Origin of the sequence: Brucella anthropi, assembly GCF_046630315.1 — a bacterium.
In the GTDB taxonomy this organism is placed as follows: Bacteria; Pseudomonadota; Alphaproteobacteria; order Rhizobiales; family Rhizobiaceae; genus Brucella; species Brucella anthropi_A.
Map to the genome: position 1 here is coordinate 110,420 of NZ_LQBD01000039.1, position 24,006 is coordinate 134,425.

A 24,006-nucleotide genomic window follows, 5' to 3' on the forward strand; every position below is an offset into this window, starting at 1 on the left:
CGCGGATGGCTCTCGATAAAAAGCCATTTGCCGCCGTTGCGGACTGGGGCACCACCCGGTTCCGCCTCTGGATGCTGGATGCCGATGGCACTGTGCTGGGCGAAAGCCGGGGCGATGACGGCCTGTTGCAGGCGAAGGAGGCCGGTTTCGAGCCGACGCTCGAACGGCACCTTGCCGCCGTTGACGCGCCGGATGATCTGCCGGTCGTGATCTGCGGCATGGCCGGGTCGCGCACCGGCTGGATCGAAGCGCCCTATATGAGCCTGCCCGCCGGGCTGGATGGCATCGTGAAGGCTGCGGTGCGTGTGCCTGCGCGCCGTCATGTCATCATGCTGCCGGGTGTCGCCCGGCAGGACGCGGCGTCGCCCGATGTGATGCGCGGCGAGGAGACTAAACTGCTCGGCCTTGTGCATCGCGGCACACGGGATGCGGTGGTGGTCATGCCCGGCACCCATGCCAAATGGGTGCGGATTGCCGATGGCGGGCTTGCCGATTACCGGACCTTCATGACGGGTGAGATGTTCGCTCTCCTGAAGGACAGGTCGGTGCTGGCCGGTGCGCTGGAGGGCGCAGGCCCTGTCGATCCGCAGGGCGCCGCCTTTGCCGCCGGTGTCCGGGCGTCGCTCGAAAGCCCGGCGCTGATTTCCAACGCGCTTTTTTCCATTCGCGCAGGCTGGCTGGTGCATGATCGCCAGCCGACCGACCAGCTTGCCCGTTTGTCCGGCCTGCTGATCGGGCTGGAGGTTGCGGGCGGGCGCACGCTTTACGGCGGACCCGGAGAAGTGTTGCTCCTTTCGGATGACACGATGGGCGCGCTCTATGCCAGCGCGCTTGCGATAGCCGGGCTGCGGGTCGTGCGCGTTGCGGCGGATGAACTGGTGCGTGACGGTCTTTCCATGGCTGCACGGCACGCCTTTGGAGGAGCCGCATCATGAATGACCGCATTGCATGGCCAAAGCTGCGCTATCCGCTGGTGGCAATCCTGCGCGGCATTCGCCCGGAGGAGGCCGAAGCGATTGTCGGCGGCCTGATCGAGACGGGCTTTGAAGCGATCGAAATCCCGCTCAATTCGCCGGACCCCTTCGCCTCCATCGAAAAGGCGGCGAAGCTTGCACCGGAGAATGTGCTGATCGGCGCGGGAACGGTGCTCTCCGTCGCGGATGTGGACCGGCTCAACGATGCGGGCGGCAGGCTTCTGGTCAGCCCCAATGTCGAGCCGGACGTCATCCGCCGCGCGGGCAGTCATGGCATGGTGACGATGCCGGGTGTCTTCACCCCGACGGAAGCCTTTTCCGCAATCCGCGCAGGCGCTTCGGCGCTGAAATTCTTTCCGGCGAGCGTGCTGGGTGCCGACGGCATCAAGGCCATATGCGCCGTGTTGCCGAAGCATATTCCGGTCGGTGCCGTGGGCGGCGTATCGGAGAGCGACTTTGCGACTTATGCCGCGGCAGGCGTGACCTGTTTCGGCCTGGGCTCCAGCCTTTACAGGGCCGGGTTCAGCGCAGCCGACGTGCGCGAACGCGCTGAACGGGCGGTTGCCGCATGGGACAGGATCGCGGGCTGAGGAGGCTCGCGATCCGATGCCGCGCATTTCATGACGGGAAATGCGCGTGGAGAATTCCGCAATCTGCTGGCGAAGAAACTTTTGGGCGGGCAGCGGAAATTTGGGAGAACGGCAGGCGCGAAGCCTGTTTCAATTTGGGAGTGAAACAATGGCAGGCATGAAATCTCTAACACTGGCGGTCGCGATGGCGGCGCTTGCCTTTAGCGGGCTGGCGCATGCGGAGGACAAGGGCCTCGTCGCGGTTGCCATGCCGACAAAGTCTTCGGCGCGCTGGATCGCCGATGGCGACAATATGGTCAAGGTGCTGAAGGAACGCGGCTACCAGACCGACCTGCAATATGCCGAGGACGATGTGCCGAACCAGCTGGCGCAGATCGAAAACATGGTGACAAAGGGGGCCAAGGTTCTTGTCGTGGCATCCATCGACGGCACGACGCTTTCCGACGTTCTGGCCAAGGCGCATGATGCGGGCATCAAGGTCATCGCCTATGACCGCCTGATCCGCGATACGCCGAATGTCGATTATTATGCGACCTTCGACAATTTCCAGGTCGGCGTGCTGCAGGCGCAGTCGATTGAAAAGGCGCTGGACCTGAAGAACAAGCCCGGCCCGTTCAATATCGAGCTTTTCGGCGGTTCGCCGGACGATAACAACGCCTATTTCTTCTACAATGGTGCGATGTCGGTGCTTCAGCCCTATATCGACAGCGGCAAGCTCGTCGTCGGCAGCGGCCAGACCGGCATGGACAAGGTGGCGACGCTGCGCTGGGACGGTGCAACCGCCCAGGCGCGCATGGATTCGATCCTGTCGGCCTATTATTCCGACAAGAAGCTCGATGCCGTGCTCTCGCCCTATGACGGCATTTCAATCGGTATCCTGTCGTCGCTCAAGGGTGTAGGCTATGGCAGCGGCGATATGCCGATGCCGATCGTCTCCGGTCAGGATGCGGAAGTGCCTTCGGTGAAGTCGATCCTCGCCGGTGAGCAGAACTCGACCATCTTCAAGGACACGCGTGAACTCGCGAAAGTCACGGTCGATATGGTCGATGCGCTGATGAGCGGCAAGGAGCCGGAAGTCAACGACACCAAGACCTATGACAATGGCGTCAAGGTCGTGCCGTCCTACCTGCTCAAGCCGGTGATCGTCGACAAGTCGAACTGGAAGCAGATTCTGGTCGATAGCGGTTACTACAAGGAAGACCAGATTCAGTAACCTGTGGTTCCAATTTATGGTTCCGGGCGTATCGGAGGATATGCCCGGAACATTTCCGCAAAACCGGTGCCCGCGCGCCATGAAGCGGCGCGTATAGGGGGCATTGTCCCGCCTACGGCCGGCGGGCGCTTTGCGGAAACCGCAATGGGAGTGAGCAATGAATCTAGCCAATCCTGTCTCGCTGGATGAGCACGGGGCGCAGCCGGAAATCGCCGGCAAGCCGCTTCTGGAAATGCGCGGGATCAACAAGTCCTTCGGCGTCGTCAAGGCGCTGAGCGATGTCAATTTCACGGTCATGCCGGGTGAGATTCACGCCTTTGTCGGCGAGAACGGCGCGGGCAAATCCACGCTGATGAAGGTGCTTTCCGGCGTCTACCCGCATGGAAGCTATGAGGGCGCGATCGTCTTCGACGGCGAGGAAAGGCAGTTTCGCGACATCAACGATTCCGAGGCACTCGGCATCGTCATCATTCATCAGGAGCTGGCGCTCATTCCGCTGATGTCGATTGCCGAGAATATTTTTCTCGTCAATCCGCCATCCAGTTACGGCGTCATCGACCGCAGCACGGTGCACATGCGCACCCGCGAGCTTTTGCAGAAAGTCGGCCTGTCGGAGCAACCCGATACGCTCGTCACCGATATCGGCATCGGCAAGCAGCAGCTGGTCGAAATCGCCAAGGCATTGTCGAAACGCGTGCGGCTTCTGATCCTCGACGAGCCGACCGCGAGCCTCAACGAAAACGATAGCGCAGCGCTTCTGGCGCTCCTGAAAGAGTTTCGCGCGCAGGGCATCACCTCGATCCTCATTTCGCACAAGCTCAATGAAATCCGCGAGGTGGCCGACAAGATCACCGTGCTGCGCGACGGCAAGACGGTGGCGACGCTCGACTGCCATGCAGGCGAGGTCGAGGAAGACGACATCATCCGCAAGATGGTCGACCGCGATCTGGAGAGCCGCTATCCGAAGCGCGATCCCAGGATCGGCGATGTCATCTTCGAGGTCGATAACTGGTCGGTCTACCATCCGCTGCACCCGGAGCGGCATTCGGTCAAGGATGTGTCGTTCAAGGTCAGGGCGGGCGAGATCGTCGGCATTGCCGGGCTGATGGGCGCGGGGCGCACGGAATTCGCCATGAGCCTGTTCGGGCGCTCATGGGGCACGAATATCACCGGCGCGGCGCGCATCAACGGCAAGGCCGTCGATATTTCCACCGTGGCGCGGGCGATCAAGGCCGGGCTTGCCTATGTGACCGAGGACCGCAAGAAGCTCGGCCTGGTTCTCGGCCAGAACATTTCGCGCAATATCTCGCTGGCGCACTTACGCGGCGTGAGCCCGAAAGGCATCATCGACGATATCCGGGAAATGAAGGTCGCGAATTCCTATCGCGAGCAGATGAGCATTCGCTGCCACAATGTCTATCAGGAAACCGGCACGCTTTCCGGCGGCAACCAGCAGAAGGTGGTGCTGTCCAAGTGGCTCTTCACCGGCCCGGACGTGCTGATCCTCGACGAACCCACGCGCGGCATCGATGTCGGCGCGAAATACGACATCTACACAATCATCAATTCACTGGCGGAGAGCGGCAAGGGCGTGGTGGTCATTTCTTCGGAAATGCCGGAGCTCATCGGCATCTGCGACCGCATCGTCGTCATGCATGAAGGCGCCTTCGTCGGCGAAGTGGCGGGCGAGGAAGCAACGCAGGAAAACATCATGCGCGCCATCATGCGGAACAAGGGAAAACGGCAATGAGCGAGAATATTATCGCAAGCGGCGAAACGAAAGATCCGGCTCGCAGCGTGGGGCGCTATCTCAAGAACAATCTGCGCGAATCCGGCATGCTGCTCTCGCTGGTCGCGATCATGATCTTTTTCCAGATCGTGACCGGCGGCGTTCTGATGAAGCCGCTGAACCTCACCAATCTCGTTCTGCAGAACAGCTATATCGTCATCATGGCGCTTGGCATGCTGCTCATCATCGTCACGGGTCATATCGATCTTTCGGTCGGCTCGGTCTGCGGCTTCATCGGCGCGCTTGCCGCCGTCATGATGGTGAAGCTCGGCATCCCTTTTCCCATCGCGGCCATTCTCTGCCTGCTGGCGGGCGGCCTCATCGGCGCGATCCAGGGGTTCTGGGTCGCCTATTTCAATATTCCATCCTTCATCGTCACGCTGGCGGGCATGCTGGTCTTCAAGGGTCTCATGCTTGCCGTGCTTGGCGGGCAGTCGGTCGGGCCGTTTCCGGTCGTGTTCCAGAAACTCTCGTCGGGCTTCATTCCGGAAATCATCGGAACCTTTGACGGGGTCTATCTCACATCGCTCATCATCGGCGTGCTTCTGGCGGCGTTTCTGGTGTGGCAGAACACCAAATCCCGCGCGCGCCACATCGCCCATCACGTGGAGACGGAACCGTTCGGCTTCTTCGTCATCAAGAATATTCTGTTTTTCGCGGCGATTGCCTATCTGTCGCTGTTGATCTCCATGCATCGCGGCTTGCCGAACGTGCTCATCATCATGGCGGTTCTGATTGCGGCCTATGCGTTTCTCACCAATCGCACCGTCCTTGGACGGCAGATCTATGCGGTGGGCGGCAACCGCCACGCCGCCAAGCTTTCGGGCGTGAAGACCGAGCGGCTGACATTTCTGGCTTTCGTCAATATGGGTGTGCTGGCCGCGCTCGCCGGTCTGGTCTTTGCGGCGCGCCTCAACACCGCAACGCCGAAAGCCGGTATCGGCTTCGAGCTTGACGTGATCGCGGCCTGCTTCATCGGCGGCGCATCGGCCTATGGCGGCGTTGGCCGCGTGACGGGCGCGGTGATCGGCGCGCTCATCATGGGCGTGATGAACAACGGCATGTCGATCCTCGGCATCGGCATCGACTATCAGCAGGTCATCAAAGGCATCGTGCTGCTGGGGGCGGTTTGTATCGACGTCTATAACCAGAAACGCTGAGGCGAAGATATTTCGGCTCTGGCGGCCTGCAAAGAGCGCTTTTCTCGCTTCCGGTGCTCACGTACCTTTAGTACGCTGCGCTCCGGTTCTCGAAAGAGCACTCTTTTCGGCACGCCATAACCAAAATCTCCTTCGCCTCAGGAACGAAGGTTGGTCAGATCGCCGTGCGGCGTGCGTGGTCGAGGTAGATTTCACGCAGGCGCCGGGCGATCGGACCGGGCTTTCCATCGCCGATGGTCTTGTCATCGATGACAGTGATCGGCGTGACGAAGGTTCCCGCACTGGTGAGTAAGGCTTCTTTCGCCGCATAGGCCTCATCAATGGTGAAAAGGCGTTCTTCCAGCTTCATGCCGGTTTCGGCAATCAGTTGCAGAAGTGAAAGCCGCGTGCAGCCGGGCAAAATCGAATTGCTGTTGGGCCGGGTGACGACGACATCATCCTTCGTCACGATATAGGCGGTGGAAGACGCGCCTTCGGTCACATAGCCGTCCTCGATCATCCATGCTTCATCGCAACCGGCATTGCGGGCGATTTCCTTGGCGAGCGCCTGCGGCAGCAGGCAGACCGTCTTGATGTCGCGGCGCTTCCAGCGCAGATCGTCCAGCGAAAGCACGCGCGCGCCGGTCTTCAGCACAGGCTTGTCGAGCAGGCTGGCTTCCTGCGTGAACAGGATTACCGAGGGCTTCATGCCCCTGGCGGGCACGAAATCGCGGTCGCGCCCGTCGCCGCGCGTCACCTGCAAGTAAACCAGACCTTCGGTCAGCTTGTTGCGGCGGATCAGTTCGCGCTCGATGGCCACGATCTCCTCTTCGCTCATCGGCATCGGAATGCCGATCTCGCCGGTCGAGCGGCGCAGGCGCGTCATATGCGGTCCGCTGTCGACCAGCTTGCCTTCCAGAACGGCGGTGACTTCGTAAATGCCGTCGCCGAAGAGAAAGCCCCGGTCGAAAATGGAGATGCGGGCATCGCGTGCGGTCACATATTCGCCGTTGACATAGACGATGCGGTTTTCAAGTTCTGCTGCTGAAGCGGCCATGATGGGATGTGTCCTGAAACAAAAAGACTGCGAACAAGTCGCAGTCTTTCATAGTCCACCCGATCTCCTCAAGAAACCGTTATTTTCAGGCCGCCTGCCGGGCGGCTGCAATGGCCTCGCTGCGGATTTCTTCCGTCAGCTTGAGACGCAGCTCGGAAAATTCCGGGCTTGCCTTGACCTGATAGGAGCGCGGATGCGCGATATCGACCGGCGTGATCGATTTGATCTTGCCGGGGCGGGCGGTCATTGTCACCACGCGGGTCGCCATGAAAATGGCTTCCTCTATGTCGTGGGTGACGAAGATCACGGTCTTCTGCTCGCGCTCCCAGATGCCGAGCAGAAGCTCCTGCATCAGCCCGCGCGTCTGGTTGTCGAGCGCGCCGAATGGCTCGTCCAGAAGCAGGATTTTCGGATCGTTGGCCAGCGCGCGGGCTATCGCCGTGCGCTGCTGCATGCCGCCCGAAAGCTGTTTGGGCCAGTGGTTTTCAAACCCGCGCAGGCCGACCTTGTCGATATAGCTGTCGACGATTTCGCGCGCTTCTCTTTCCGGCATGCCCTTTTCACGCAGGCCGAAGCCGACATTCTGGCGGATGGTGAGCCATGGAAACAGCGTGTAGGACTGGAACACCATGCCGCGGTCGGCGCCCGGTCCTGTCACGGGTTTTCCCTCCAGCGTCACGGTTCCGGTGGTCGGCCTGTCAAGACCGGCGATGATGCGCAACAACGTCGATTTCCCGCAGCCGGAAGGGCCGAGGATCGTGACGAAATCGTTCTTCGGGATGGTGAGATCGGTCGGCTGCAAGGCAAGCGTCGGCTTGCCGCCATGGACACCGGGAAATGTGCGGCTCACGCCCTGTATCAGAAGTTCCTGTTCGGCTTTCGTAACCATTATGCGAACCTCCAGGCAAAGAGCCAGCGGTTGAAATATTTGAAGGCGAGATCGGAAATGAGGCCGATGACGCCGATCACGATGATGCCGAAAATGATCTGGCCCGTGGCCATCAGCGCCTGACTGTTGATAATCATATAACCGATGCCGGACGATGCGCCGATGAGTTCGGCCACGATCACATAGGTCCATGCCCAGCCGAGCACGAGGCGCAGCGTTTCGGCAATGTCGGGTGCGCTGGCAGGCATGAGCACGCGGCGGATGATGCCGCTGTTCGATGCGCCGAGCGTGTAGGCGGCTTCAACGAGATCGCGGCGCGTATTGGCCACGGTGACGGCGATCATCAGGATGATCTGGAACACCGCGCCGATGAAGATGACGAGCAGCTTCTGCGTCTCGCCGATGCCGGACCACAGGATGAGGAGCGGCACGAAGGCGGAGGCGGGCAGATAGCGGGCGAAGGAAACGAAGGGCTCCAGCAGCGCCTCGATGGGCTTGTAGGCGCCCATGGCGATCCCGAGCGGGATGGCAACGACGCTTGCCAGCACGAAACCGCCCAGCACGCGCCACACCGTCATGCCGATATCGGTCATAAAGCCCTGATGGGCGATGAGGTCCCAGCCGTCCTTCACCATGGTGATCGGATCGGCAAGGAAGGTGGGGGAAACGAAACCGCCCAGAGTGGCGATGCCCCAGAACACGAAGAAGAGAATGAAGAACAAGATGCCCAGTAAAATCCGGGTCTGGTTGCCGATTGGCTGCATGGGCTGCATGGGGCGCTATCCGTTTGGTCGCAGGCTCTCATCCGGGAGGCGGGACAGAGCGGGGGAGATATCCGGGCGTTGCCGCCCGGACATTGCTGCTGCAATTACTTGATGAAGCTCGTATCCACAATATCGTCGAGATTGGGCTTCGACTTGATAACGCCCGCCTGCAGCAGAAGATCGGCGGCTTCGGTCGAGAATTCCTTGAATTCCTTCTCGAAGAACTTCTGGTTCGCCGCCTTGTCCTGCCAGCGCAGATAGTCGGCCGACTTGCCGAAATCCTCACCCGATTGCTTCACGTCCTTGCCCATGATCTCATAGGCCTTGGCCTTGTCGCTGGCGATCATTTCCAGCGCCTCGAAATAGCTGTCGGCAAGCGCCTTGGCGGCTTGCGGGTTCTTTTCAAGGAAATCGGGCGTGCAGCCCACCGTGTCCATGATCGCCGGATAATCCAGCGTGGTGGCGAGAATCTTGCCCTTGTCGGGTGCGGCGCGCACGGTGGACAAATATGGCTCGTAGGTCATGGCGGCATCGTTCTGGCCGGCCACGAAAGCCTGCGCCGCCGGTCCCGGCTCCATGTTGACGACCTTCACGTCCTTCATGGTCATGCCATTCTTGGCAAGCATGAAGGCGAGAAGGAAATAGGGCGAGGTGCCGGGCGCGGATGCGGCAACCGTCTTGCCCTTCAGGTCGGCGAAGCTATTGACGTCCGAGCGCACGGCGATGCCGTCAGCGCCATAGGACTTGTCCATCTGGAAAATCTGCCTGGATTTCACGCCCGCCGCATTCCACACGATCCATGTTTCGACAGTCGTTGCCGCGCATTGAATGTCACCGGAAGCCAGCGCCAGATGGCGGCTTGCCTGCGGTATCTTGTTCAACGTGACGTCGAGGCCGTTCTTCTTGAAAATTCCGGCTTCCTTGGCCAGCGTCAGCGGGCCGAAGCCGGTCCAGCCGGACAGGCCGATGGAAACGGCAGTTTCCGCATGCGCGGCAGGCATGAACGTGAAAGCTGCTAGTGCCGCCCCGACAAATAATGATTTCTTCATGTGCAGTACCCCTTTTATAGTGAGACTTGCCTGTCTCTTAACTCCTGCCAAATTAACAGGACCGTATCGTCTGTCCAGAGCGTTCATGGTAGATATTTGAACCCTCCCATCGCTTCAGGACAGTCATAAATTACTGATCAGGCTGGATTAATCGCGATCAGGTAAATGGTTCCCTTTCCCTTGAGTTCGAGAGGCCGGGTGTCGCAGCCGGTCATGACCGCACAGTCATGTGTCTCAACTTGCGCCGTTTTTCCAGCGGATATCAGATCGATCTGACCTTCGGCACAGAAAAGATGCACGGGATTGCCGGATATCAGCGTCAGCGTGGTGCCGTTGACGGGCAGGCGCTGGACCATATGGGTAAAACGGCCGCGTCTCGTCATGACATTGAGGTCGGTGATGGCTTTGTCGATCAGCCGTGCGCTGACACGGGCATCGGCGGCAAAGGCAAGCGGCGCGCTTTCGCGGGTGAGTGGGGTTGCCTGCCCCTCGATATCGAGTACGATGCCCTCGCCCTCCAGCACCGACAAGGTGCGGTCTATGCCGGGAAAGACGGAAAACGGGCCATCGCCTGCGACCGTCGCCATGGACAGGCGCCAGTCGAAATCCTCGACTGACGCGGCTTGCGGGTGAATGGCGATTTCAACCGTGATGCCGCCGCCGTTTTTCCACGGCATGCGGCGATGATTTTCAGCCTTGAGGATCGTGAGAACCATTCGACCTCAATTTCCAAGGATGGCCGGAAGGCGCAGGCCCTGCTGCCTGGCCCAGTCGAGCGCCTCTTCATAGCCCGCATCGGCATGGCGCATGACGCCGGTTGCCGGGTCGTTCCACAAGACGCGCTCAAGCCTGCGATCCGCATCCTCGGTGCCGTCGCAGCAGATCACCATGCCCGCATGCTGCGAGAAGCCCATGCCGACCCCGCCGCCGTGATGCAGCGAAACCCATGTTGCCCCGGAAGCGGTGTTGAGAAGCGCGTTCAAGAGCGGCCAGTCGGATACGGCGTCCGAGCCGTCCTTCATGGCTTCGGTTTCGCGGTTCGGCGAGGCGACCGAGCCGCTGTCGAGATGGTCGCGGCCGATGACGATTGGCGCTTTCAGCTCGCCATTGCGCACCATTTCGTTGAAGGCAAGGCCGAGGCGATGGCGGTCGCCCAGGCCCACCCAGCAGATGCGCGCAGGCAGGCCCTGAAAGGCGATGCGGTCGCGCGCCATGTCGAGCCAGTTGTGCAGGTGCTTGTTGTCGGGCAGCAGTTCCTTCACCTTGGCATCGGTTTTGTAGATATCCTCCGGGTCTCCGGAAAGGGCGGCCCAGCGGAACGGGCCGACGCCGCGGCAAAACAGCGGACGGATATAGGCAGGCACAAAGCCGGGGAAGGCAAAGGCGTTTTCAAGGCCTTCTTCCAGCGCCATCTGGCGGATATTGTTACCGTAATCGAGGGTCGGAATGCCCATGTTCCAGAAATCGACCATGGCCTGCACATGGAGCTTCATCGAAGCGCGGGCGGCCTTTTCGACGGCTTTCGGGTCGCTCTCCTGCTTGGCGCGCCATTCGGCGACGCTCCAGCCAATCGGCAGATAGCCATGCACCGGATCATGCGCCGAGGTCTGGTCGGTGACGATATCCGGCTTCACGCCGCGCCGGACGAGTTCCGGGAAGATTTCCGCCGCATTGCCGATGAGCGCGATGGATTTTGCCTCGCCTGCCTTGGTCCAGGCGTCGATCTTGGCCAGCGCGTCATCAAGGCTGCGGGTCTTCTCATCGACATAGCGGGTGCGCAGGCGGAAGTCGGCGCGGGTTTCGTCGCACTCTACCGCAAGGCAGCAGGCGCCGGCCATGACGGCTGCGAGTGGCTGTGCGCCACCCATGCCGCCAAGACCGCCGGTCAAGATCCACTTGCCCTTGAGATTGCCGCCATAATGCTGGCGACCGGCCTCGACAAAGGTTTCATAGGTGCCCTGAACGATGCCCTGCGCGCCGATATAAATCCACGAACCGGCGGTCATCTGGCCATACATGGCAAGACCCTTCTTATCCAGTTCGTTGAAGTGATCCCAGTTGGCCCAATGCGGCACGAGGTTGGAATTGGCAATCAGGACGCGGGGCGCATCCTTGTGGGTGCGGAAGACACCGACCGGCTTGCCCGACTGCACCAGCAGGGTTTCGTCGTCATTCAGCGTCTTGAGGGTGGCGACGATGCGGTCGAAATCGTCCCATGTGCGGGCAGCGCGGCCGATGCCGCCATAGACCACCAGCTCATGCGGACGCTCGGCCACATCGGGATCGAGATTGTTCATCAGCATGCGCAGCGGCGCCTCGGTCAGCCAGCTTTTGGCGTTCAGTTCGTCTCCGCGCGGCGCCCGGACTTCGCGCTCGTTATGGCGTGGGTTGGACATGGTTTCCTCCTCAGGATTTCAGGTCGGCGGCAATCGCTTCCAGCCGCTGCAACAGGGTCTTGAGATGAACGCGAAGCTTGCTCGCCCTCGCTTCGTCATAGGCAAAGGGCACGGCTTCGGTCGCAAGATGGGTCGATTGGGCAAGCTCCATCTGGATGGCGTGAACGCCGGTTTCCGGCTTGCCGTAATGGCGTGTCGTCCAGCCGCCCTTGAAACGGCCATTGAGGATCGAGGTGTAGCCTTCGGCCTTTGCCGTGACGTCCACGGCGGCGGCTTCGATCCTTGGATCGCAGGTCCTGCCCATATCCGTGCCGATGTTGAAATCGGGCAATTTGCCTTCGAACAGGAACGGAATATGCGAGCGGATCGAATGGCAGTCATAAAGAATGGCGACGCCATGGATTGCCCTCACGCGCTCGATCTCGGCGGCGAGCGCATCGTGATAGGGCTTGTGGAAGCGAGCGATGCGGTCGGCAATATCGGCTTCGGTCGGCGCTTCCCCATCCTTCCAGATCGACAGGCCGTCGAAGTCTGTCTCCGGGATCAGCGTCGTGGTGTTCTGGCCGGGATAGAGGCTCACACCTGCCGGATCGCGATTGGCATCGATGCAATAGCGGTGGAAGGTGGCGCGCACAAAAGTCGCGCCTTCGATCAGGCCGTCATAGAGCGTGTGAATATGCCAGTCGGTGTCGGCAAGGATTTTGCCGTTGTCGTTGAGCCGCGACCAGATGTCGTCCGGCACGTCCGTGCCCGTATGCGGCAGGCCGAGAATGACGGGCGACGTGCCCTGACGGATTTCGAAAGGCGCCATGTCACGCCTCCAGACCGGGCAGGATGCCCGCCGAAACGACGCCTGAAAGCGTGCCATCGGCGACCAGTTCGGCTGCGGCCTTGAGGTCGTCGGCCATGTAGCGGTCTTCTTCCAGTGTCGGCACATGATTGCGCAGCGCGGCAATCACCCTGGCAAGTTCGGCGCTGGTGGCGAGCGGTTCGCGCAGTTCCACGCCGAGCGCGCCGGTCAGCGCCTCGATGCCGATGATGGCGTTGAGATTGGCCGTCATCTGGAGAAGGCGGCGCGCGCCATGGCAGGCCATGGACACATGGTCTTCCTGATTGGCGGAGGTCGGTGTGGAATCGACCGAAGCTGGATGCGCCATCTGCTTGTTTTCGCTCATCAACGCGGCGGAGGTGACTTCCGCGATCATCAGGCCGGAATTGAGCCCCGGCTTGCGGGCAAGAAAGGCGGGCAGGCCGAAGGAGAGCGCAGGGTCAACCAGAAGCGCGATGCGGCGCTGGGCGATGGCGCCGATTTCGCAGACGGCCAGCGCGATCTGGTCGGCGGCGAAGGCCACAGGTTCGGCATGGAAATTGCCGCCCGAAACGGCGCGTCCGTCCGAGAGAACGAGCGGATTGTCGGTGACCGCATTGGCTTCGATTTCCAATGTGCGGGCGGCCTGGCGCAGAATGTCGAGGCAAGCACCGTCAACCTGCGGCTGGCAGCGGATGCAATAGGGGTCCTGCACGCGCTGGTCGCCCTCAAGATGGCTCTGGCGGATGACGGACCCTTCGAGGAGGGCGCGCAATGCCCGGCCAGCATCGATCTGGCCCTTATGGCCGCGGAGTGTGTGGATTTCCTCATGGAACGGTGCATCCGATCCCATGGCGGCATCGGTGGACAATGCGCCGGTGATGAGCGCCGTCTGCGCGGCGCGGTGCGCGCGGAAAAGACCGGCCAGCGCAAGCGCCGTCGATGTCTGCGTGCCGTTGATCAGCGCCAGCCCTTCCTTGGCGGCAAGCACGACCGGCTTCAGGCCGGCCTTTGCCAGTGCCTTTGCGCCCGACAGACGCTCGCCCTGATAAAAGGCTTCGCCTTCGCCGATCATGGCGGCAGTCATGTGGGCGAGCGGCGCAAGATCGCCGGACGCGCCGACAGAGCCCTTTTCCGGGATCATCGGGATTACGCCTTTTGCCAGCATGTCTTCGATGAGCGTCACGATTTCAAGCCGCACGCCGGACGCGCCGCGCCCGAGCGAAATCAGCTTCAGCGCCATGATGAGGCGCACGATGTTTTCCGGCAGTGGCTCACCGACGCCGCAGCAATGCGACAGGATCAGATTGCGCTGGAGCGTGGCGACATCGCCCGGCGCAATGCGGATCGAGGCGAGTTTTCCAAAGCCCGTATTGATGCCGTAAACCGGCTCGTCGCCCGCCGCGATTTCCGCAATGCGCGCGGCCGCCTTTTCGACGCCGGCATGAAAGGCGGGGTCGATGCGGACGGGGAGGCCATCGCGGTAGATGGTTTCCAGCGTTTCAAGCGGGACAGAACCGGGCTTGAGGATGATGGTCATGACAGGCTCCATAAGAGCGCATCCCGAAAAGTGTGAAGCGGTTTTCGGGATGCGCGGTTCGAAACAACAATTAGATGCGGCCCTTGAACACCCGCTTCCACAGCGGGTTGAAGCCGATGCGGTAGACGAGTTCAGCCGGGCGCTCGACATTCCATATGGCGAGATCGGCATCCTTGCCGACTGCAAGCGTGCCGGTCTGGTCGAGAATGCCGAGCGCGCGTGCGGCCTCGCGGGTGACGCCGGCGATGCATTCATCGACCGTCATGCGGAAGAGCGTTGCACCCATATTCATGGTCAGCAGCAGCGAGGTCAGCGGCGATGTGCCGGGATTGTTGTCGGTCGCAAGCGCCATCTTCGTGCCTGCGGCGCGGAAGGCTTCGACCGGCGGCTTTTGTGTTTCGCGGATGAAATAATAGGCACCGGGCAGCAGCACGGCCACTGTTCCGGCGCTCGCCATGGCGGCGGCACCATCCGCATCGGTATATTCCAGATGATCGGCGGAAAGCGCCCCATAGGAGGCGGCAAGGGCTGCGCCATGCAGGTTGGATAACTGGTCGGCATGAAGCTTGACCGGAATGTCATGCGCCCTGGCCGCATCGAAGACGCGGGCGATTTCATCCGGCAGGAAGGCGATGCCTTCGCAAAACCCGTCCACCGCATCGGCCAGCCCCTCAGCGGCGATAGCCGGAAGCATGTCGTTGATGACGCGGTCGATATAGGCGGCTTTGTCGCCATTCATTTCGGGGGGCAGGGCATGTGCGCCGAGGAAGCTGGTGCGGATCGCGACGTCGCGTTCCTGGCCAAGACGGCGGGCGGCTTTGAGCGACTTGATTTCGCTCTCGCGGTCAAGACCGTAGCCGGATTTGACCTCGACGGTGGTGACGCCTTCGGCAATCAGCGCATCGAGACGCGGCAGGGTTTCGCGCACCAGATCGTCCTCGCTCGCCGCGCGCAGGTTTTTCACCGAGGAAACAATGCCGCCGCCGGCATGGGCGACTTCCTCATAGGACGCGCCGTTGAGCCGCAGCTCGAACTCATGCGCGCGATTGCCCGCATGGACAAGGTGGGTGTGGCAATCGATCAATCCCGGCGTGATGAGCCGGTTGCCGCAATCTATCCTCTCGAAGGAAAGATATTCGCCCGGAAGCCCGTTTTCAGGGCCGATATAGACGATCCTGCCATCCTCGACGGCCAGCGCCGCCTCTTCGATCAACCCTAGATTTGCGGCATTTTCTTCCAGCGTCGCAATGCGCGCATGGGTGAAAACGGTGCTTGAATTGTTGAGCATGAGCGTTTTCTCGCTTCCCCTGTTTTCCGATAATGTATATACATATTAGAGAGGCAGCCAAGAGAAAAATGCGCGGGAACATTCGAGGAGATGAATTTCATGTCAGCAGCCACGCCTGAATTGCGATTTATCCATGCCGGCCAGGCGCTTCTCGGCAATGGCTGGGCCGAGAATGTCCGCATTGGCATTGCCGGGGGAAAGATCGCCTCGATGGAGGTGGGCAAGGCTGCCGGGGCAGGGGATGAACGTCACGCGGCGATTGTCGCAGGCGTGCCCAATCTGCACAGCCACGCCTTCCAGTACGGGATGGCGGGGCTTGCCGAAAAGCGGGGGCCGTCCGCCGATTCATTCTGGAGCTGGCGCGAGATCATGTACAAATTCGCGCTCGCCATGACGCCGGAACAGGCCGAAGCCGTGGCGCTGCGGCTCTATGTCGATATGCTGGAAGCAGGCTTTACCCGCGTTGGCGAGTTTCATTATCTGCATCATGATCGCGACGGCATGCCCTATGCCAATCTCGCGGAAATGGCGGATCGTATCGCTGCCGCTGCCCGAATGGCTGGCATCGGCCTGACGCTGCTTCCGGTCTTTTATGCGCATTCCGGTTTTGGCGGGGCCGCGCCCAATGAAGGCCAGCGGCGGTTCGTCAATGATCCCGAACGTTTCGCGCGGCTGATCGAAGGTTGCAGCCGAGCACTGGCGGGCTTCGAGGGCGCTGTTCTGGGTGTCGCGCCGCACAGCCTGCGCGCCGTGACGCCGGATGAACTCGATATTGTCACGCAGCTTCTGCCCGGTGCGCCGGTTCATATGCATGTGGCCGAACAGGTGAAGGAGGTGGAAGACTGCCTCGCCTGGTCCGGCAAGCGCCCGGTCGAATGGCTTCTCGACCGTCAGGATTTGTCGTCGCGCTGGTGCCTGATCCATGCAACCCACATGACCGACGATGAGACGAAACGCATGGCCGCAGCCGGTGCGATTGCCGGTCTTTGCCCGGTGACGGAAGCCAATCTCGGCGACGGCACTTTCAACGCAACCGTGTTTGCCGCCGCTGGCGGCACGTTCGGCATCGGGTCGGATTCGAATGTGCTGATCGGCATTGGCGATGAATTGCGCCAGCTTGAATATTCGCAGCGTCTTCATCGTCGCGCCCGCAATGTGCTGGCCGAAAATGAGGGATCGACGGGCCGCGCCCTGTTCGAGGGTGCGGTTGCGGGCGGCAATGTCGCGATGGGACGGCCGGAGGATGGCCTGAAAACGGGGGCGTCCGCCGATTTTGTCTCGCTGGATGTCGAGCGCCTGCCTCTGGCGAAAGGCGATGCGGTGCTGGACGGCTGGATTTTCGCCGGTCGCGCCCGTGTGAATGACGTGTGGGTGCGGGGTGTCAAACAGGTGGAAGGCGGACGTCACCGCTTGCGCGACGAAGCGGAGCGTGCTTTCCAGAAGGCCCTGGGCGAATTACTCGCCTGAAAGGAGACAGCATGGCTGGCGAAGATTCGATCGCAAAGGATGTGCCGGTGCTTTCGCTGCATCAGCGTATTCTGGACGATATTGAATCGCGCATCCTGTCGGGAGAATGGGCGCCCGGCCATCGCATCCCGTTCGAACATGAATTGACGGAGCAATATGGCTGTTCACGCATGACCGTGAACAAGGCTCTGACCCAGCTTGCCAAGGCGGGGCTGATCGAGCGCAAGCGCCGGTCCGGAAGCTTCGTGTCGTTTCCGCAATCGCAGTCGGCCATCCTCGAAATCCACGATATAGGCGATGAAGTGGCGGCGCTTGGCGTTGCCTATCGCTTCGAGCTGACGAGCCGGCGCGAGCGATTGAGCGGCCCCGCCGATGCGAGACATATCGACATGCCGCGCCACACGCCGCTGGTCGAGCTTGTCTGCCGTCACCATGCGGGCAAGCGCGTCTTTGCGCTGGAAGAGCGCATCATCAGTCTCGATGCTGTTCCGGCAGCGGCGCAAACGGATTTTTCTAAAAATTCGCCGGGGCCGTGGCTGGTTGCCTGCGTGCCGTGGAGCAGCGCAAAGCACGCCATACGTGCGATTGCCGCGACGCCGGAAGCGGCCAAAATGCTCGACATCGCACCCGGTTCGCCTTGTCTCGTGATCGAACGCCAGACGTGGAATGCCGACCAGCCGGTAACGCATGTGCGTTTTACCTATCCCGGCGACAGCCATGCGCTGGTGGCAAATTTCACGCCGTCGCAACAAGGATAAATGGATTGGAAAAAAGCCGCCGCAGGGGAACAGCGGCGGCCAAGTTGCGGCTCAATCCGGGTGGCGATCAGGCCGGGTGGCGATCAGGCCGCTTGTTTGATGGCGTCGCCGAGAATGGAGACGATCGTGTCGATCTGCTCCTTTTCCACGATCAGCGGCGGTGACAGTGCAATCACATCGCCGGTCACGCGGATAAGCAGGCCCTTCTTGAAGCACTCGACGAAAATGTCGTAGGCGCGGGCGCCCGGCGCATCCTTGCGCGATGCAAGTTCGACCGCGCCGACGAGGCCGAGATTGCGGATATCGATGACATTCGGCGCGTCTTTCAGCGAATGAAGCGCTTCCTGCCAGTGATCGGCAAGGCCCGCGCCGCGGGTCAAAAGCCCTTCCTCGGCATAGACTTCCAGCGTTGCAAGGCCGGCGGCGGCGGCAACCGGATGGCCGGAATAGGTGTAGCCATGGAACAGTTCAATGGCGTTTTCCGGGCCGGTCATCAGGCCGTCATAGACCTTGCGGGCGGCAAAGACGGCGCCCATCGGGATCGCGCCGTTGGTCAGGCCCTTGGCGGTGGTCACGAGGTCGGGGACGACGCCGAAATAATCAACCGCAAACGGCGTGCCGAGACGGCCGAAACCGGTGATGACTTCGTCGAAGATCAGGAGGATGCCGTATTTGTCTGCCGTGGCGCGGATGCGCTCCAGATAGCCCTTCGGCGGCAGGATGACGCCAGCCGAGCCGGACATGGGCTCCACGATGACGGCGGCGATCTTTTCAGCGCCGTGCAGCTGCACGAGACGTTCCAGATCGTCGGCCAGTTCGATGCCGTTGGCGGGCAGCCCCCTGGAGAAGGCGTTCTTTTCGATGTCGAGCGTGTGGCGCAGGTGATCGGCCGGAATCTGCGGGAAGACGCGGCGGTTATTGACGAGGCCGCCGACGGAAATGCCGCCGAAGCCGACGCCGTGATAGCCCTTCTCGCGGCCCAGAACCATGGTGCGGGTGCCCTGGCCGATGGCGCGCTGATAGGCGATGGCGATCTTCAGCGCCGTATCGACCGATTCCGACCCGGAATTGGTGAAGAATACGCGGTCGAGCTTCGCATCCGGTCCGCCTGGCGCAATGGCGGCGAGCTTTTCGGCGAAGTCGAAGGCAACATTGTGGCCCATCTGGAAGGTCGGCGCGAAATCCATGGTCGAAATCTGGCGCTCGACCGCTTCGGTGATGCGCTTGCGGCCATGGCCGGCGTTGCAGCACCACAGACCAGCCGTGCCATCGAGAACCTGATTGCCGTCGACATCGGTGTAATACATGCCCGAAGCGCTTGCGAGCAGGCGGGGAGCCGCCTTGAACTGCCGGTTTGCCGTGAACGGCATCCAGAAGTTCTCAAGGCTTGGCGTGTTGGTTTTGGTGAGCATCGTTACCTCCTGTTTGCAGGCAGCAGGCCACGCTTTGCGAAAGGCAACAAGTCCTTTTCTTCAGCATATCAAGTTATTGTTTTTATGTGCAAGAAATATCAAGTTTGTGCTATATCGAACATCATAAACATGAGGGGGAAGCTGCGATGAGCATCGATATCGGCGGGAGGCTGCGTTATGTGCGCATGCGGCAGAATCTGTCGCAGCGCGAGCTTGCCAAAAGGGCCGGCGTGACCAACTCCACCATCTCGCTGATCGAGGCCAATCAGTCCAATCCCTCGGTCGGCGCATTGAAGCGCATTCTCGACGGAATTCCCATCGGCATGGCGGAGTTCTTCGCGCTCGAACCGGATGCGCCGCACAAGGTATTCTATCAGGCGGATGAACTGGTGGAAATCGGCAAAGGCCCGATTTCCTATCGCCAGGTGGGCGACCACCTGTTTTCGCGCTCGCTGCAAATCCTGAAAGAACGCTATGAGCCCGGTTCCGACACGGGCAAGGTGCTGCTGATGCATGAGGGCGAGGAGGGCGGCATCGTCATTTCGGGCCGTATCGAAGTGACGGTCGGAGCCGAGCGCCGCATTCTGGGACCGGGCGATGCCTATTATTTTTCGTCGAAGCTGCCGCACCGGTTCCGCTGCGTCGGGCCGATGCCATGCGAAGTCGTCAGCGCGTGCACGCCGCCGAGCTTTTGAATCGCCTTGGGGAAGGCGATTCAATTGCGTGCAGATATTCTCAGCTGTAGCGCGAAATGCCGAGATCGTCGGCGCGGATATCCGTCTTGTTGCCGGAAATGAGGTCGGCGAGAAGCTTGCCCGAACCGCACGACATGGTCCAGCCAAGCGTTCCGTGACCGGCATTGATGAACACGTTGTCATGGCGCGTTGCACCGATGATCGGCGTGGAATCCGGCGTCATCGGGCGCAGGCCCGACCAGAAGGTCGCGGCTTTCAGGTCGCCGCCAGGGAAGAGATCCGTGACCGACAGGTCGAGCGTGGCGCGGCGCGCGGCTGGCAGGTCCTTGGTGAAGCCCGACACTTCCGCCATGCCGCCGACGCGGATGCGGTCGCCAAGACGGGTGATGGCGATCTTGTAGCTTTCATCGAGAACGGTTGAAACCGGCGCGCGGCTTTCATCGACGATCGGCGCGGTGATGGAATAGCCCTTTACCGGGTAGATCGGTGCGTTGAGGCCGAGCGATTTGACGAGCGCGGGCGTGTAGCTGCCGAGCGCAACCACATAGCGGTCTGCCGTCAGAACGCCCTGCGACGTCTCGACGCCCGAAACCTTGCCGCCGGACATCAGAAGCGACTTGATGTTGACGCCAAAGCGGAATTTCACGCCGAGCCCTTCGGCAATCTTCGCCAGTGCATTGGTGAACTTGAAGCAGTCGCCGGTTTCGTCGTTCGGCAGGCGCAGGCCGCCGACGAACTTGTCCTTGGCATGGGCAAGCGCCGGTTCCACGTTCACGCAGCCGTCGCGGTCGAGCACCTCGAACGGCACGCCATCCTGGCGCAGCACTTCGATATCCTTGCCGATACCGTCGAGCTGGTACTGTTCGCGGAAAAGCTGGAGCGTGCCCTGCATGCGCTGGTCATATTCGATGCCGGTTTCCTTGCGCAGGTCGATCAGGCAATCGCGCGCATATTCGGCCACACGCACCATGCGGGTCTTGTTGACCTTGTAGCGGCTGTCGGTGCAGTTGGCGAGCATCTGCATGAGCCAGCTATACTGGGCCGGGTCGCAGGTCGGGCGCAGGATGAGCGGCGCGTGCTTCTGGAACAGCCATTTCGCGGCCTTCAACGGAATGCCGGGCGCTGCCCACGGCGATGCATAGCCCGGCGAGACCTGTCCCGCATTGGCGAAGCTTGTTTCCAGCGCCGGACCTTCCTCACGGTCGACAACCGTTACCTCGTGACCGAGCTTGGCGAGGTAATATGCGGTCGTAACGCCGATGACGCCGCTGCCGAGGATGGTGATCTGCATGTTCGCCTCTTGTCTTACGCTTCTATGTCGCCCGCGCCGCTCTCCACGTAGACACGTGCATAACGGTTGCCGAGCGCAGTCAGGATTTCATAGGGAATAGTGTCGCAGTCGCGCGCTACGTCTTCAAGACGCTGGTGCGGGCCGATCAGTTCCACAAGGCTGCCGAGTTTCAGCGCGCCTTCCGGCAATGCGCTGACGTCGAGTGTAATGGAGTCCATCGAGACGCGCCCGATTATGGGCAGGCGCGTATCGCCGAAGAAGGCCGCGCCCCGGTTGCCGAGGGAGCGGAACCAGCCATCGGCATAGCCGACGGCAATCGTCGCAACCCGCATCGGGCCTTCGGCGATATAGGCGCCGCCGTAGCCGACCGCCGCGCCCTTGTCGATGTCGCGCACCTGGATGACCCGCGCCGAAAGGGTGAGGACGGGAACGACCGCATTGTCAGGGCCAACGCCATAAAGCGCGACACCGGGGCGGGCGAGGTCGAAATGATAGGTCTTGTCGAGGAAGGCGCCGCCGGAATTGGCAAAGGCAACAGGCAGTTTCGGCAGCCGCGCGAGCAGGGCCGTCATCGTGGCAAGCTGGCGGGCATTGGCCGCATTTTCCGGCTCGTCGCCGCTGGCCAGATGGCTGATGACGAACCTGATGTCGATGGCATCCAGAAGGCTGGGGTTCTCAAGCAGGCGCTCGAACTCCTTCGGCGGCAGGCCGAGGCGCGACATGCCCGTGTCGAGCTGGAGCAGGGCAGGCAGCTTCTTGCCCAGTCCGGCGGCGAGTGCCGCCCAGTTTTCAATCTGTTCCAGCGAATTGAGCACCGGCAGGATGTTTTCGCGGGCGCAGGCTGCTTCGGTTCCGGGCTGAAGGCCGTTCAGGACGTAAAGCGCCGCATCGGGCTGGAGAAACGGTTTCAGCGCAATGGCTTCGCCAAGATGGGCCACGAAGAAATCACGGCAACCGGCATCGTAGAATGCAGGCGCGACACGGCTGGCGCCGAGCCCGTAGGCATCCGCCTTCACAACGGCGGCAGCACGGGTGGGGGCGATGTGGCGGGCAATGGCCGAATAATTGTGACGCAGGGCCGAAAGGTCGATGGTCAGGATGCCACCGGCAGCAAGGTCGCACTCGTCCTGGGAAAAATGCATCGACATATCAACCATTGACACGGTTCTTTCCAAACTGCTCATGACGCGACGGGAATGCCTGGAAGGTCATATCGATACAGATCGTCCGCCGTCCGGGCTTACCCGCATCATAGTCGAAGACTATTCGAATGTTTTTGCTATTTATCGCATATTATGCGAATTTTCGCACATCTTGCGCATATATTAGCTTTCAGGTTAAAGATTATTCATGCCAACGCTCGACAGTATCGACCGCAATATCATCCGCTGCCTGCGCCGGGACGGGCGCATGACCAACAGCCATCTCGCCAGCGAGGTGGGGCTTTCGCAGTCGGCCTGCCTGCGGCGGGTGCAGATATTGGAGGAAAGCGGCGTTATCCGTGGCTATACGGCCATTGTCGGCTCGTCCGATGGCGATGAGCGGCTGGTCGCCATTGTGCGCATCACGCTCGACCGGCAGACCGAGGAGTTTCTGAACCGTTTCGAGGAAGCGGTGCGGCGCCATCCGGAAATTCAGGAATGCTATCTCATGACGGGTGACGCGGATTACATCCTGCGTGCCGAAGCCGAAAATGCGGCGGCCTATGAAATCATTCACAAGGAAATCCTGTCGCGCCTGCCGGGCGTGGCGCGCATTCATTCCAGCTTCGCCATCCGAACGGTGCTGCTGTCAAAAGCGCCGGCATCCCGTAGCTGAACGAACAAAGCCCGGCAATAATGACCGGGCTTGTTTTGTCCGAATGATCGGCGTGTTTAACGGAATTCGTAGCGGAGACCGGCGCGGATCGTGTGCATGTTGAAGCCGTTGTCCCTGGCCTGCGTTCCGGTGGCGCCCGGTCCTTCGGCACTGCCGTAGGGGTTCGTATTGCGGTCGTCCGCATCGAAGCCATAGGCCTTGCCGCCGTTGATGCGCATATAACGATAACCGACATCGAGCTTGAGCTGCTCGGTCAGGTCATAGCTGACACCGGCCATGAGAGCCATTGCAAAGCGCCAGCTGTCCAGCCCGCCCTTTTCGCTGGAATAGGTGCAGCCTGCGCAGACTTCATGGGATTTCCAGTCGTCATATTTGACATAGGCGGCACCAAGACCGGCGCCGAGATAGGGCGTGACCGGGCCGACACGCGGCAGGTCGACATAGGCATTGGCCATGGCCGTCCAGATATTGGCCGTGGACGAATCCTCATAGTTGCAATTGTCCTCGACCGGGTTGAAACCCTTCGCGGATTTCACATAGCTCGGGCAGGGGGTGCGGCCATTGATGCCCGCGCGGAAGAAATCGAGCGTGGCGTCGGCGCGGAACATGTCGGTGAAGCGATAGCCGACACCCACGCCATAAGTCGCGCCCGCCTTGAGGTTGAAATCATCATAGCGCAGCGTGTCGTCAATGCCGCGATAGGGCGGATTCTCCTGGTTCCAGAAGCTCCAGTCGCCATCCGTGCTCGACTTGAAATTATAGCCGAGGTCGCCACGAATATACCAGCCGGAGGCATTGACCGGCTCCGGCATGGGTTCGATGACAGGGTCTGCAATGATGTCGGCGGCGTTAGCTGCGCCTGAACCCGCCATCAGGCTGATCGCCACGATGGCAATGGCGGAAGTGCACTTCATCGGTTCCCACTCCAAATCCGAACAGAAAAACGGCTGACAAGCCATCTTGCCGGATATGGTAAAGAGATATGTTTAACACTTGGTTATTTTTAAGTAACCTTGCGGTGCATTATCTGTCGCCGCACGCGTATAAGGCGGTATTATTCAAGTAATTG

22 protein-coding genes are annotated in these 24,006 nt (G+C 61.0%); 9 read left to right on the plus strand and 13 right to left on the minus strand.

The annotated features are described in order from the left end of the window. The first annotated feature begins 5 nt into the window (after positions 1 to 5). The 5 genes from AVM02_RS19055 (at position 6) to mmsB (ending at position 5,726) form a co-directional block, all read left to right on the plus strand. A complete protein-coding gene (locus tag AVM02_RS19055) occupies positions 6 to 935 on the plus strand; it encodes a 2-dehydro-3-deoxygalactonokinase (RefSeq protein WP_411508472.1) in 930 nt (309 codons plus the stop codon). Beyond that, positions 932 to 1,564, plus strand: coding sequence for a 2-dehydro-3-deoxy-6-phosphogalactonate aldolase (locus tag AVM02_RS19060; RefSeq protein WP_411508473.1), 633 nt, complete (start codon positions 932 to 934; stop codon positions 1,562 to 1,564). The genes AVM02_RS19055 and AVM02_RS19060 overlap by 4 nt, the downstream gene beginning before the upstream one ends. A 148-nt stretch (positions 1,565 to 1,712) precedes the next feature. Then, positions 1,713 to 2,777 carry a multiple monosaccharide ABC transporter substrate-binding protein gene (chvE, locus tag AVM02_RS19065; protein ID WP_411508474.1) on the plus strand — a complete coding sequence of 355 codons (1,065 nt, stop codon included), beginning with the start codon at positions 1,713 to 1,715 and terminating at the stop codon, positions 2,775 to 2,777. 157 nt (positions 2,778 to 2,934) lie between these two features. After that, positions 2,935 to 4,527, plus strand: coding sequence for a multiple monosaccharide ABC transporter ATP-binding protein (gene mmsA / locus AVM02_RS19070; protein ID WP_411508475.1), 1,593 nt, complete (start codon positions 2,935 to 2,937; stop codon positions 4,525 to 4,527). Next, the gene (mmsB, locus tag AVM02_RS19075; protein ID WP_411508476.1) at positions 4,524 to 5,726 is read left to right on the plus strand and encodes a multiple monosaccharide ABC transporter permease; all 1,203 of its coding nucleotides are present in this window, start codon (positions 4,524 to 4,526) and stop codon (positions 5,724 to 5,726) included. Before mmsA ends, mmsB begins: the two co-directional genes overlap by 4 nt. 154 nt (positions 5,727 to 5,880) lie before the next feature. On the opposite strand, the gene AVM02_RS19080 is transcribed toward mmsB, so the two are convergent. The 9 genes from AVM02_RS19080 to hutI all read right to left on the minus strand — a co-directional run bounded on the left by AVM02_RS19080 (position 5,881) and on the right by hutI (position 15,496). Beyond that, complete coding sequence (locus tag AVM02_RS19080) at positions 5,881 to 6,762, minus strand: D-amino-acid transaminase (protein ID WP_411508477.1); 882 nt, start codon at positions 6,760 to 6,762, stop codon at positions 5,881 to 5,883. 85 nt (positions 6,763 to 6,847) lie between these two features. Beyond that, the gene (locus tag AVM02_RS19085) at positions 6,848 to 7,651 is read right to left on the minus strand and encodes an ABC transporter ATP-binding protein (protein ID WP_411508478.1); all 804 of its coding nucleotides are present in this window, start codon (positions 7,649 to 7,651) and stop codon (positions 6,848 to 6,850) included. Continuing rightward, positions 7,651 to 8,424, minus strand: coding sequence for an ABC transporter permease (locus tag AVM02_RS19090; RefSeq protein WP_411508479.1), 774 nt, complete (start codon positions 8,422 to 8,424; stop codon positions 7,651 to 7,653). Before AVM02_RS19090 ends, AVM02_RS19085 begins: the two co-directional genes overlap by 1 nt. Before the next feature lie 95 nt (positions 8,425 to 8,519). Next, positions 8,520 to 9,464 (minus strand): ABC transporter substrate-binding protein, encoded by a 945-nt coding sequence (locus AVM02_RS19095; protein WP_411508480.1) that lies wholly within the window; start codon positions 9,462 to 9,464, stop codon positions 8,520 to 8,522. A gap of 137 nt (positions 9,465 to 9,601) precedes the next feature. Further along, the gene (locus AVM02_RS19100) at positions 9,602 to 10,180 is read right to left on the minus strand and encodes a HutD family protein (protein WP_411508481.1); all 579 of its coding nucleotides are present in this window, start codon (positions 10,178 to 10,180) and stop codon (positions 9,602 to 9,604) included. 6 nt (positions 10,181 to 10,186) lie between these two features. Continuing rightward, positions 10,187 to 11,860 (minus strand): urocanate hydratase, encoded by a 1,674-nt coding sequence (hutU, locus tag AVM02_RS19105; RefSeq protein WP_411508482.1) that lies wholly within the window; start codon positions 11,858 to 11,860, stop codon positions 10,187 to 10,189. A gap of 10 nt (positions 11,861 to 11,870) precedes the next feature. Then, complete coding sequence (gene hutG, locus AVM02_RS19110; RefSeq protein WP_411508483.1) at positions 11,871 to 12,671, minus strand: N-formylglutamate deformylase; 801 nt, start codon at positions 12,669 to 12,671, stop codon at positions 11,871 to 11,873. Between the two features lies 1 nt (position 12,672). Beyond that, the gene (gene hutH / locus AVM02_RS19115; protein WP_411508484.1) at positions 12,673 to 14,208 is read right to left on the minus strand and encodes a histidine ammonia-lyase; all 1,536 of its coding nucleotides are present in this window, start codon (positions 14,206 to 14,208) and stop codon (positions 12,673 to 12,675) included. Between the two features lie 70 nt (positions 14,209 to 14,278). Further along, positions 14,279 to 15,496, minus strand: a complete 1,218-nt coding sequence (gene hutI / locus AVM02_RS19120; protein WP_411508485.1) for an imidazolonepropionase — start codon at positions 15,494 to 15,496, stop codon at positions 14,279 to 14,281. A 99-nt stretch (positions 15,497 to 15,595) separates the two neighbouring features. Here hutI and AVM02_RS19125 point away from each other — a divergent pair, with 99 nt between their 5' ends. Both AVM02_RS19125 and hutC read left to right on the plus strand, forming a co-directional pair. Further along, positions 15,596 to 16,963 (plus strand): formimidoylglutamate deiminase, encoded by a 1,368-nt coding sequence (locus tag AVM02_RS19125; RefSeq protein WP_411508486.1) that lies wholly within the window; start codon positions 15,596 to 15,598, stop codon positions 16,961 to 16,963. 11 nt (positions 16,964 to 16,974) lie between these two features. Continuing rightward, a complete protein-coding gene (hutC, locus tag AVM02_RS19130; RefSeq protein WP_411508487.1) occupies positions 16,975 to 17,721 on the plus strand; it encodes a histidine utilization repressor in 747 nt (248 codons plus the stop codon). An 83-nt stretch (positions 17,722 to 17,804) separates the two neighbouring features. Here the strand turns inward: hutC and AVM02_RS19135 are convergent, their stop codons facing one another. Next, positions 17,805 to 19,133 carry an aspartate aminotransferase family protein gene (locus tag AVM02_RS19135; protein ID WP_411508488.1) on the minus strand — a complete coding sequence of 443 codons (1,329 nt, stop codon included), beginning with the start codon at positions 19,131 to 19,133 and terminating at the stop codon, positions 17,805 to 17,807. Between the two features lie 146 nt (positions 19,134 to 19,279). Here AVM02_RS19135 and AVM02_RS19140 point away from each other — a divergent pair, with 146 nt between their 5' ends. Then, the gene (locus AVM02_RS19140; RefSeq protein WP_411508489.1) at positions 19,280 to 19,828 is read left to right on the plus strand and encodes a cupin domain-containing protein; all 549 of its coding nucleotides are present in this window, start codon (positions 19,280 to 19,282) and stop codon (positions 19,826 to 19,828) included. A gap of 40 nt (positions 19,829 to 19,868) precedes the next feature. Here AVM02_RS19140 and AVM02_RS19145 read toward each other — a convergent pair whose 3' ends face one another. Further along, on the minus strand, positions 19,869 to 21,119 hold the full coding sequence (locus AVM02_RS19145; protein WP_411508490.1) for a D-amino acid dehydrogenase: 1,251 nt from the start codon (positions 21,117 to 21,119) through the stop codon (positions 19,869 to 19,871). A gap of 14 nt (positions 21,120 to 21,133) precedes the next feature. Continuing rightward, entirely contained in the window at positions 21,134 to 22,276 is a 1,143-nt protein-coding gene (gene alr / locus AVM02_RS19150; RefSeq protein WP_411508523.1) for an alanine racemase, read from the minus strand. A 193-nt stretch (positions 22,277 to 22,469) separates the two neighbouring features. Between alr and AVM02_RS19155 the strand changes: the two genes are divergently transcribed. Next, entirely contained in the window at positions 22,470 to 22,937 is a 468-nt protein-coding gene (locus AVM02_RS19155; RefSeq protein ID WP_411508491.1) for an Lrp/AsnC family transcriptional regulator, read from the plus strand. Positions 22,938 to 22,993: 56 nt separating this feature from the next. Here AVM02_RS19155 and AVM02_RS19160 read toward each other — a convergent pair whose 3' ends face one another. Further along, complete coding sequence (locus tag AVM02_RS19160) at positions 22,994 to 23,851, minus strand: outer membrane protein (protein WP_411508492.1); 858 nt, start codon at positions 23,849 to 23,851, stop codon at positions 22,994 to 22,996. Positions 23,852 to 24,006 lie beyond the last annotated feature (155 nt).

Bases quoted from the DNA above. Each gene is read 5' to 3' on its own strand.
- AVM02_RS19055 (WP_411508472.1), top strand. From the start codon at position 6: ATGGCTCTCGATAAAAAGCCATTTGCCGCCGTTGCGGACTGGGGCACC.
- AVM02_RS19060 (WP_411508473.1), top strand. From the start codon at position 932: ATGAATGACCGCATTGCATGGCCAAAGCTGCGCTATCCGCTGGTGGCA.
- chvE (WP_411508474.1), top strand. From the start codon at position 1,713: ATGGCAGGCATGAAATCTCTAACACTGGCGGTCGCGATGGCGGCGCTT.
- mmsA (WP_411508475.1), top strand. From the start codon at position 2,935: ATGAATCTAGCCAATCCTGTCTCGCTGGATGAGCACGGGGCGCAGCCG.
- mmsB (WP_411508476.1), top strand. From the start codon at position 4,524: ATGAGCGAGAATATTATCGCAAGCGGCGAAACGAAAGATCCGGCTCGC.
- AVM02_RS19080 (WP_411508477.1), bottom strand. From the start codon at position 6,762: ATGGCCGCTTCAGCAGCAGAACTTGAAAACCGCATCGTCTATGTCAAC.
- AVM02_RS19085 (WP_411508478.1), bottom strand. From the start codon at position 7,651: ATGGTTACGAAAGCCGAACAGGAACTTCTGATACAGGGCGTGAGCCGC.
- AVM02_RS19090 (WP_411508479.1), bottom strand. From the start codon at position 8,424: ATGCAGCCCATGCAGCCAATCGGCAACCAGACCCGGATTTTACTGGGC.
- AVM02_RS19095 (WP_411508480.1), bottom strand. From the start codon at position 9,464: ATGAAGAAATCATTATTTGTCGGGGCGGCACTAGCAGCTTTCACGTTC.
- AVM02_RS19100 (WP_411508481.1), bottom strand. From the start codon at position 10,180: ATGGTTCTCACGATCCTCAAGGCTGAAAATCATCGCCGCATGCCGTGG.
- hutU (WP_411508482.1), bottom strand. From the start codon at position 11,860: ATGTCCAACCCACGCCATAACGAGCGCGAAGTCCGGGCGCCGCGCGGA.
- hutG (WP_411508483.1), bottom strand. From the start codon at position 12,671: ATGGCGCCTTTCGAAATCCGTCAGGGCACGTCGCCCGTCATTCTCGGC.
- hutH (WP_411508484.1), bottom strand. From the start codon at position 14,208: ATGACCATCATCCTCAAGCCCGGTTCTGTCCCGCTTGAAACGCTGGAA.
- hutI (WP_411508485.1), bottom strand. From the start codon at position 15,496: ATGCTCAACAATTCAAGCACCGTTTTCACCCATGCGCGCATTGCGACG.
- AVM02_RS19125 (WP_411508486.1), top strand. From the start codon at position 15,596: ATGTCAGCAGCCACGCCTGAATTGCGATTTATCCATGCCGGCCAGGCG.
- hutC (WP_411508487.1), top strand. From the start codon at position 16,975: ATGGCTGGCGAAGATTCGATCGCAAAGGATGTGCCGGTGCTTTCGCTG.
- AVM02_RS19135 (WP_411508488.1), bottom strand. From the start codon at position 19,133: ATGCTCACCAAAACCAACACGCCAAGCCTTGAGAACTTCTGGATGCCG.
- AVM02_RS19140 (WP_411508489.1), top strand. From the start codon at position 19,280: ATGAGCATCGATATCGGCGGGAGGCTGCGTTATGTGCGCATGCGGCAG.
- AVM02_RS19145 (WP_411508490.1), bottom strand. From the start codon at position 21,119: ATGCAGATCACCATCCTCGGCAGCGGCGTCATCGGCGTTACGACCGCA.
- alr (WP_411508523.1), bottom strand. From the start codon at position 22,276: ATGGTTGATATGTCGATGCATTTTTCCCAGGACGAGTGCGACCTTGCT.
- AVM02_RS19155 (WP_411508491.1), top strand. From the start codon at position 22,470: ATGCCAACGCTCGACAGTATCGACCGCAATATCATCCGCTGCCTGCGC.
- AVM02_RS19160 (WP_411508492.1), bottom strand. From the start codon at position 23,851: ATGAAGTGCACTTCCGCCATTGCCATCGTGGCGATCAGCCTGATGGCG.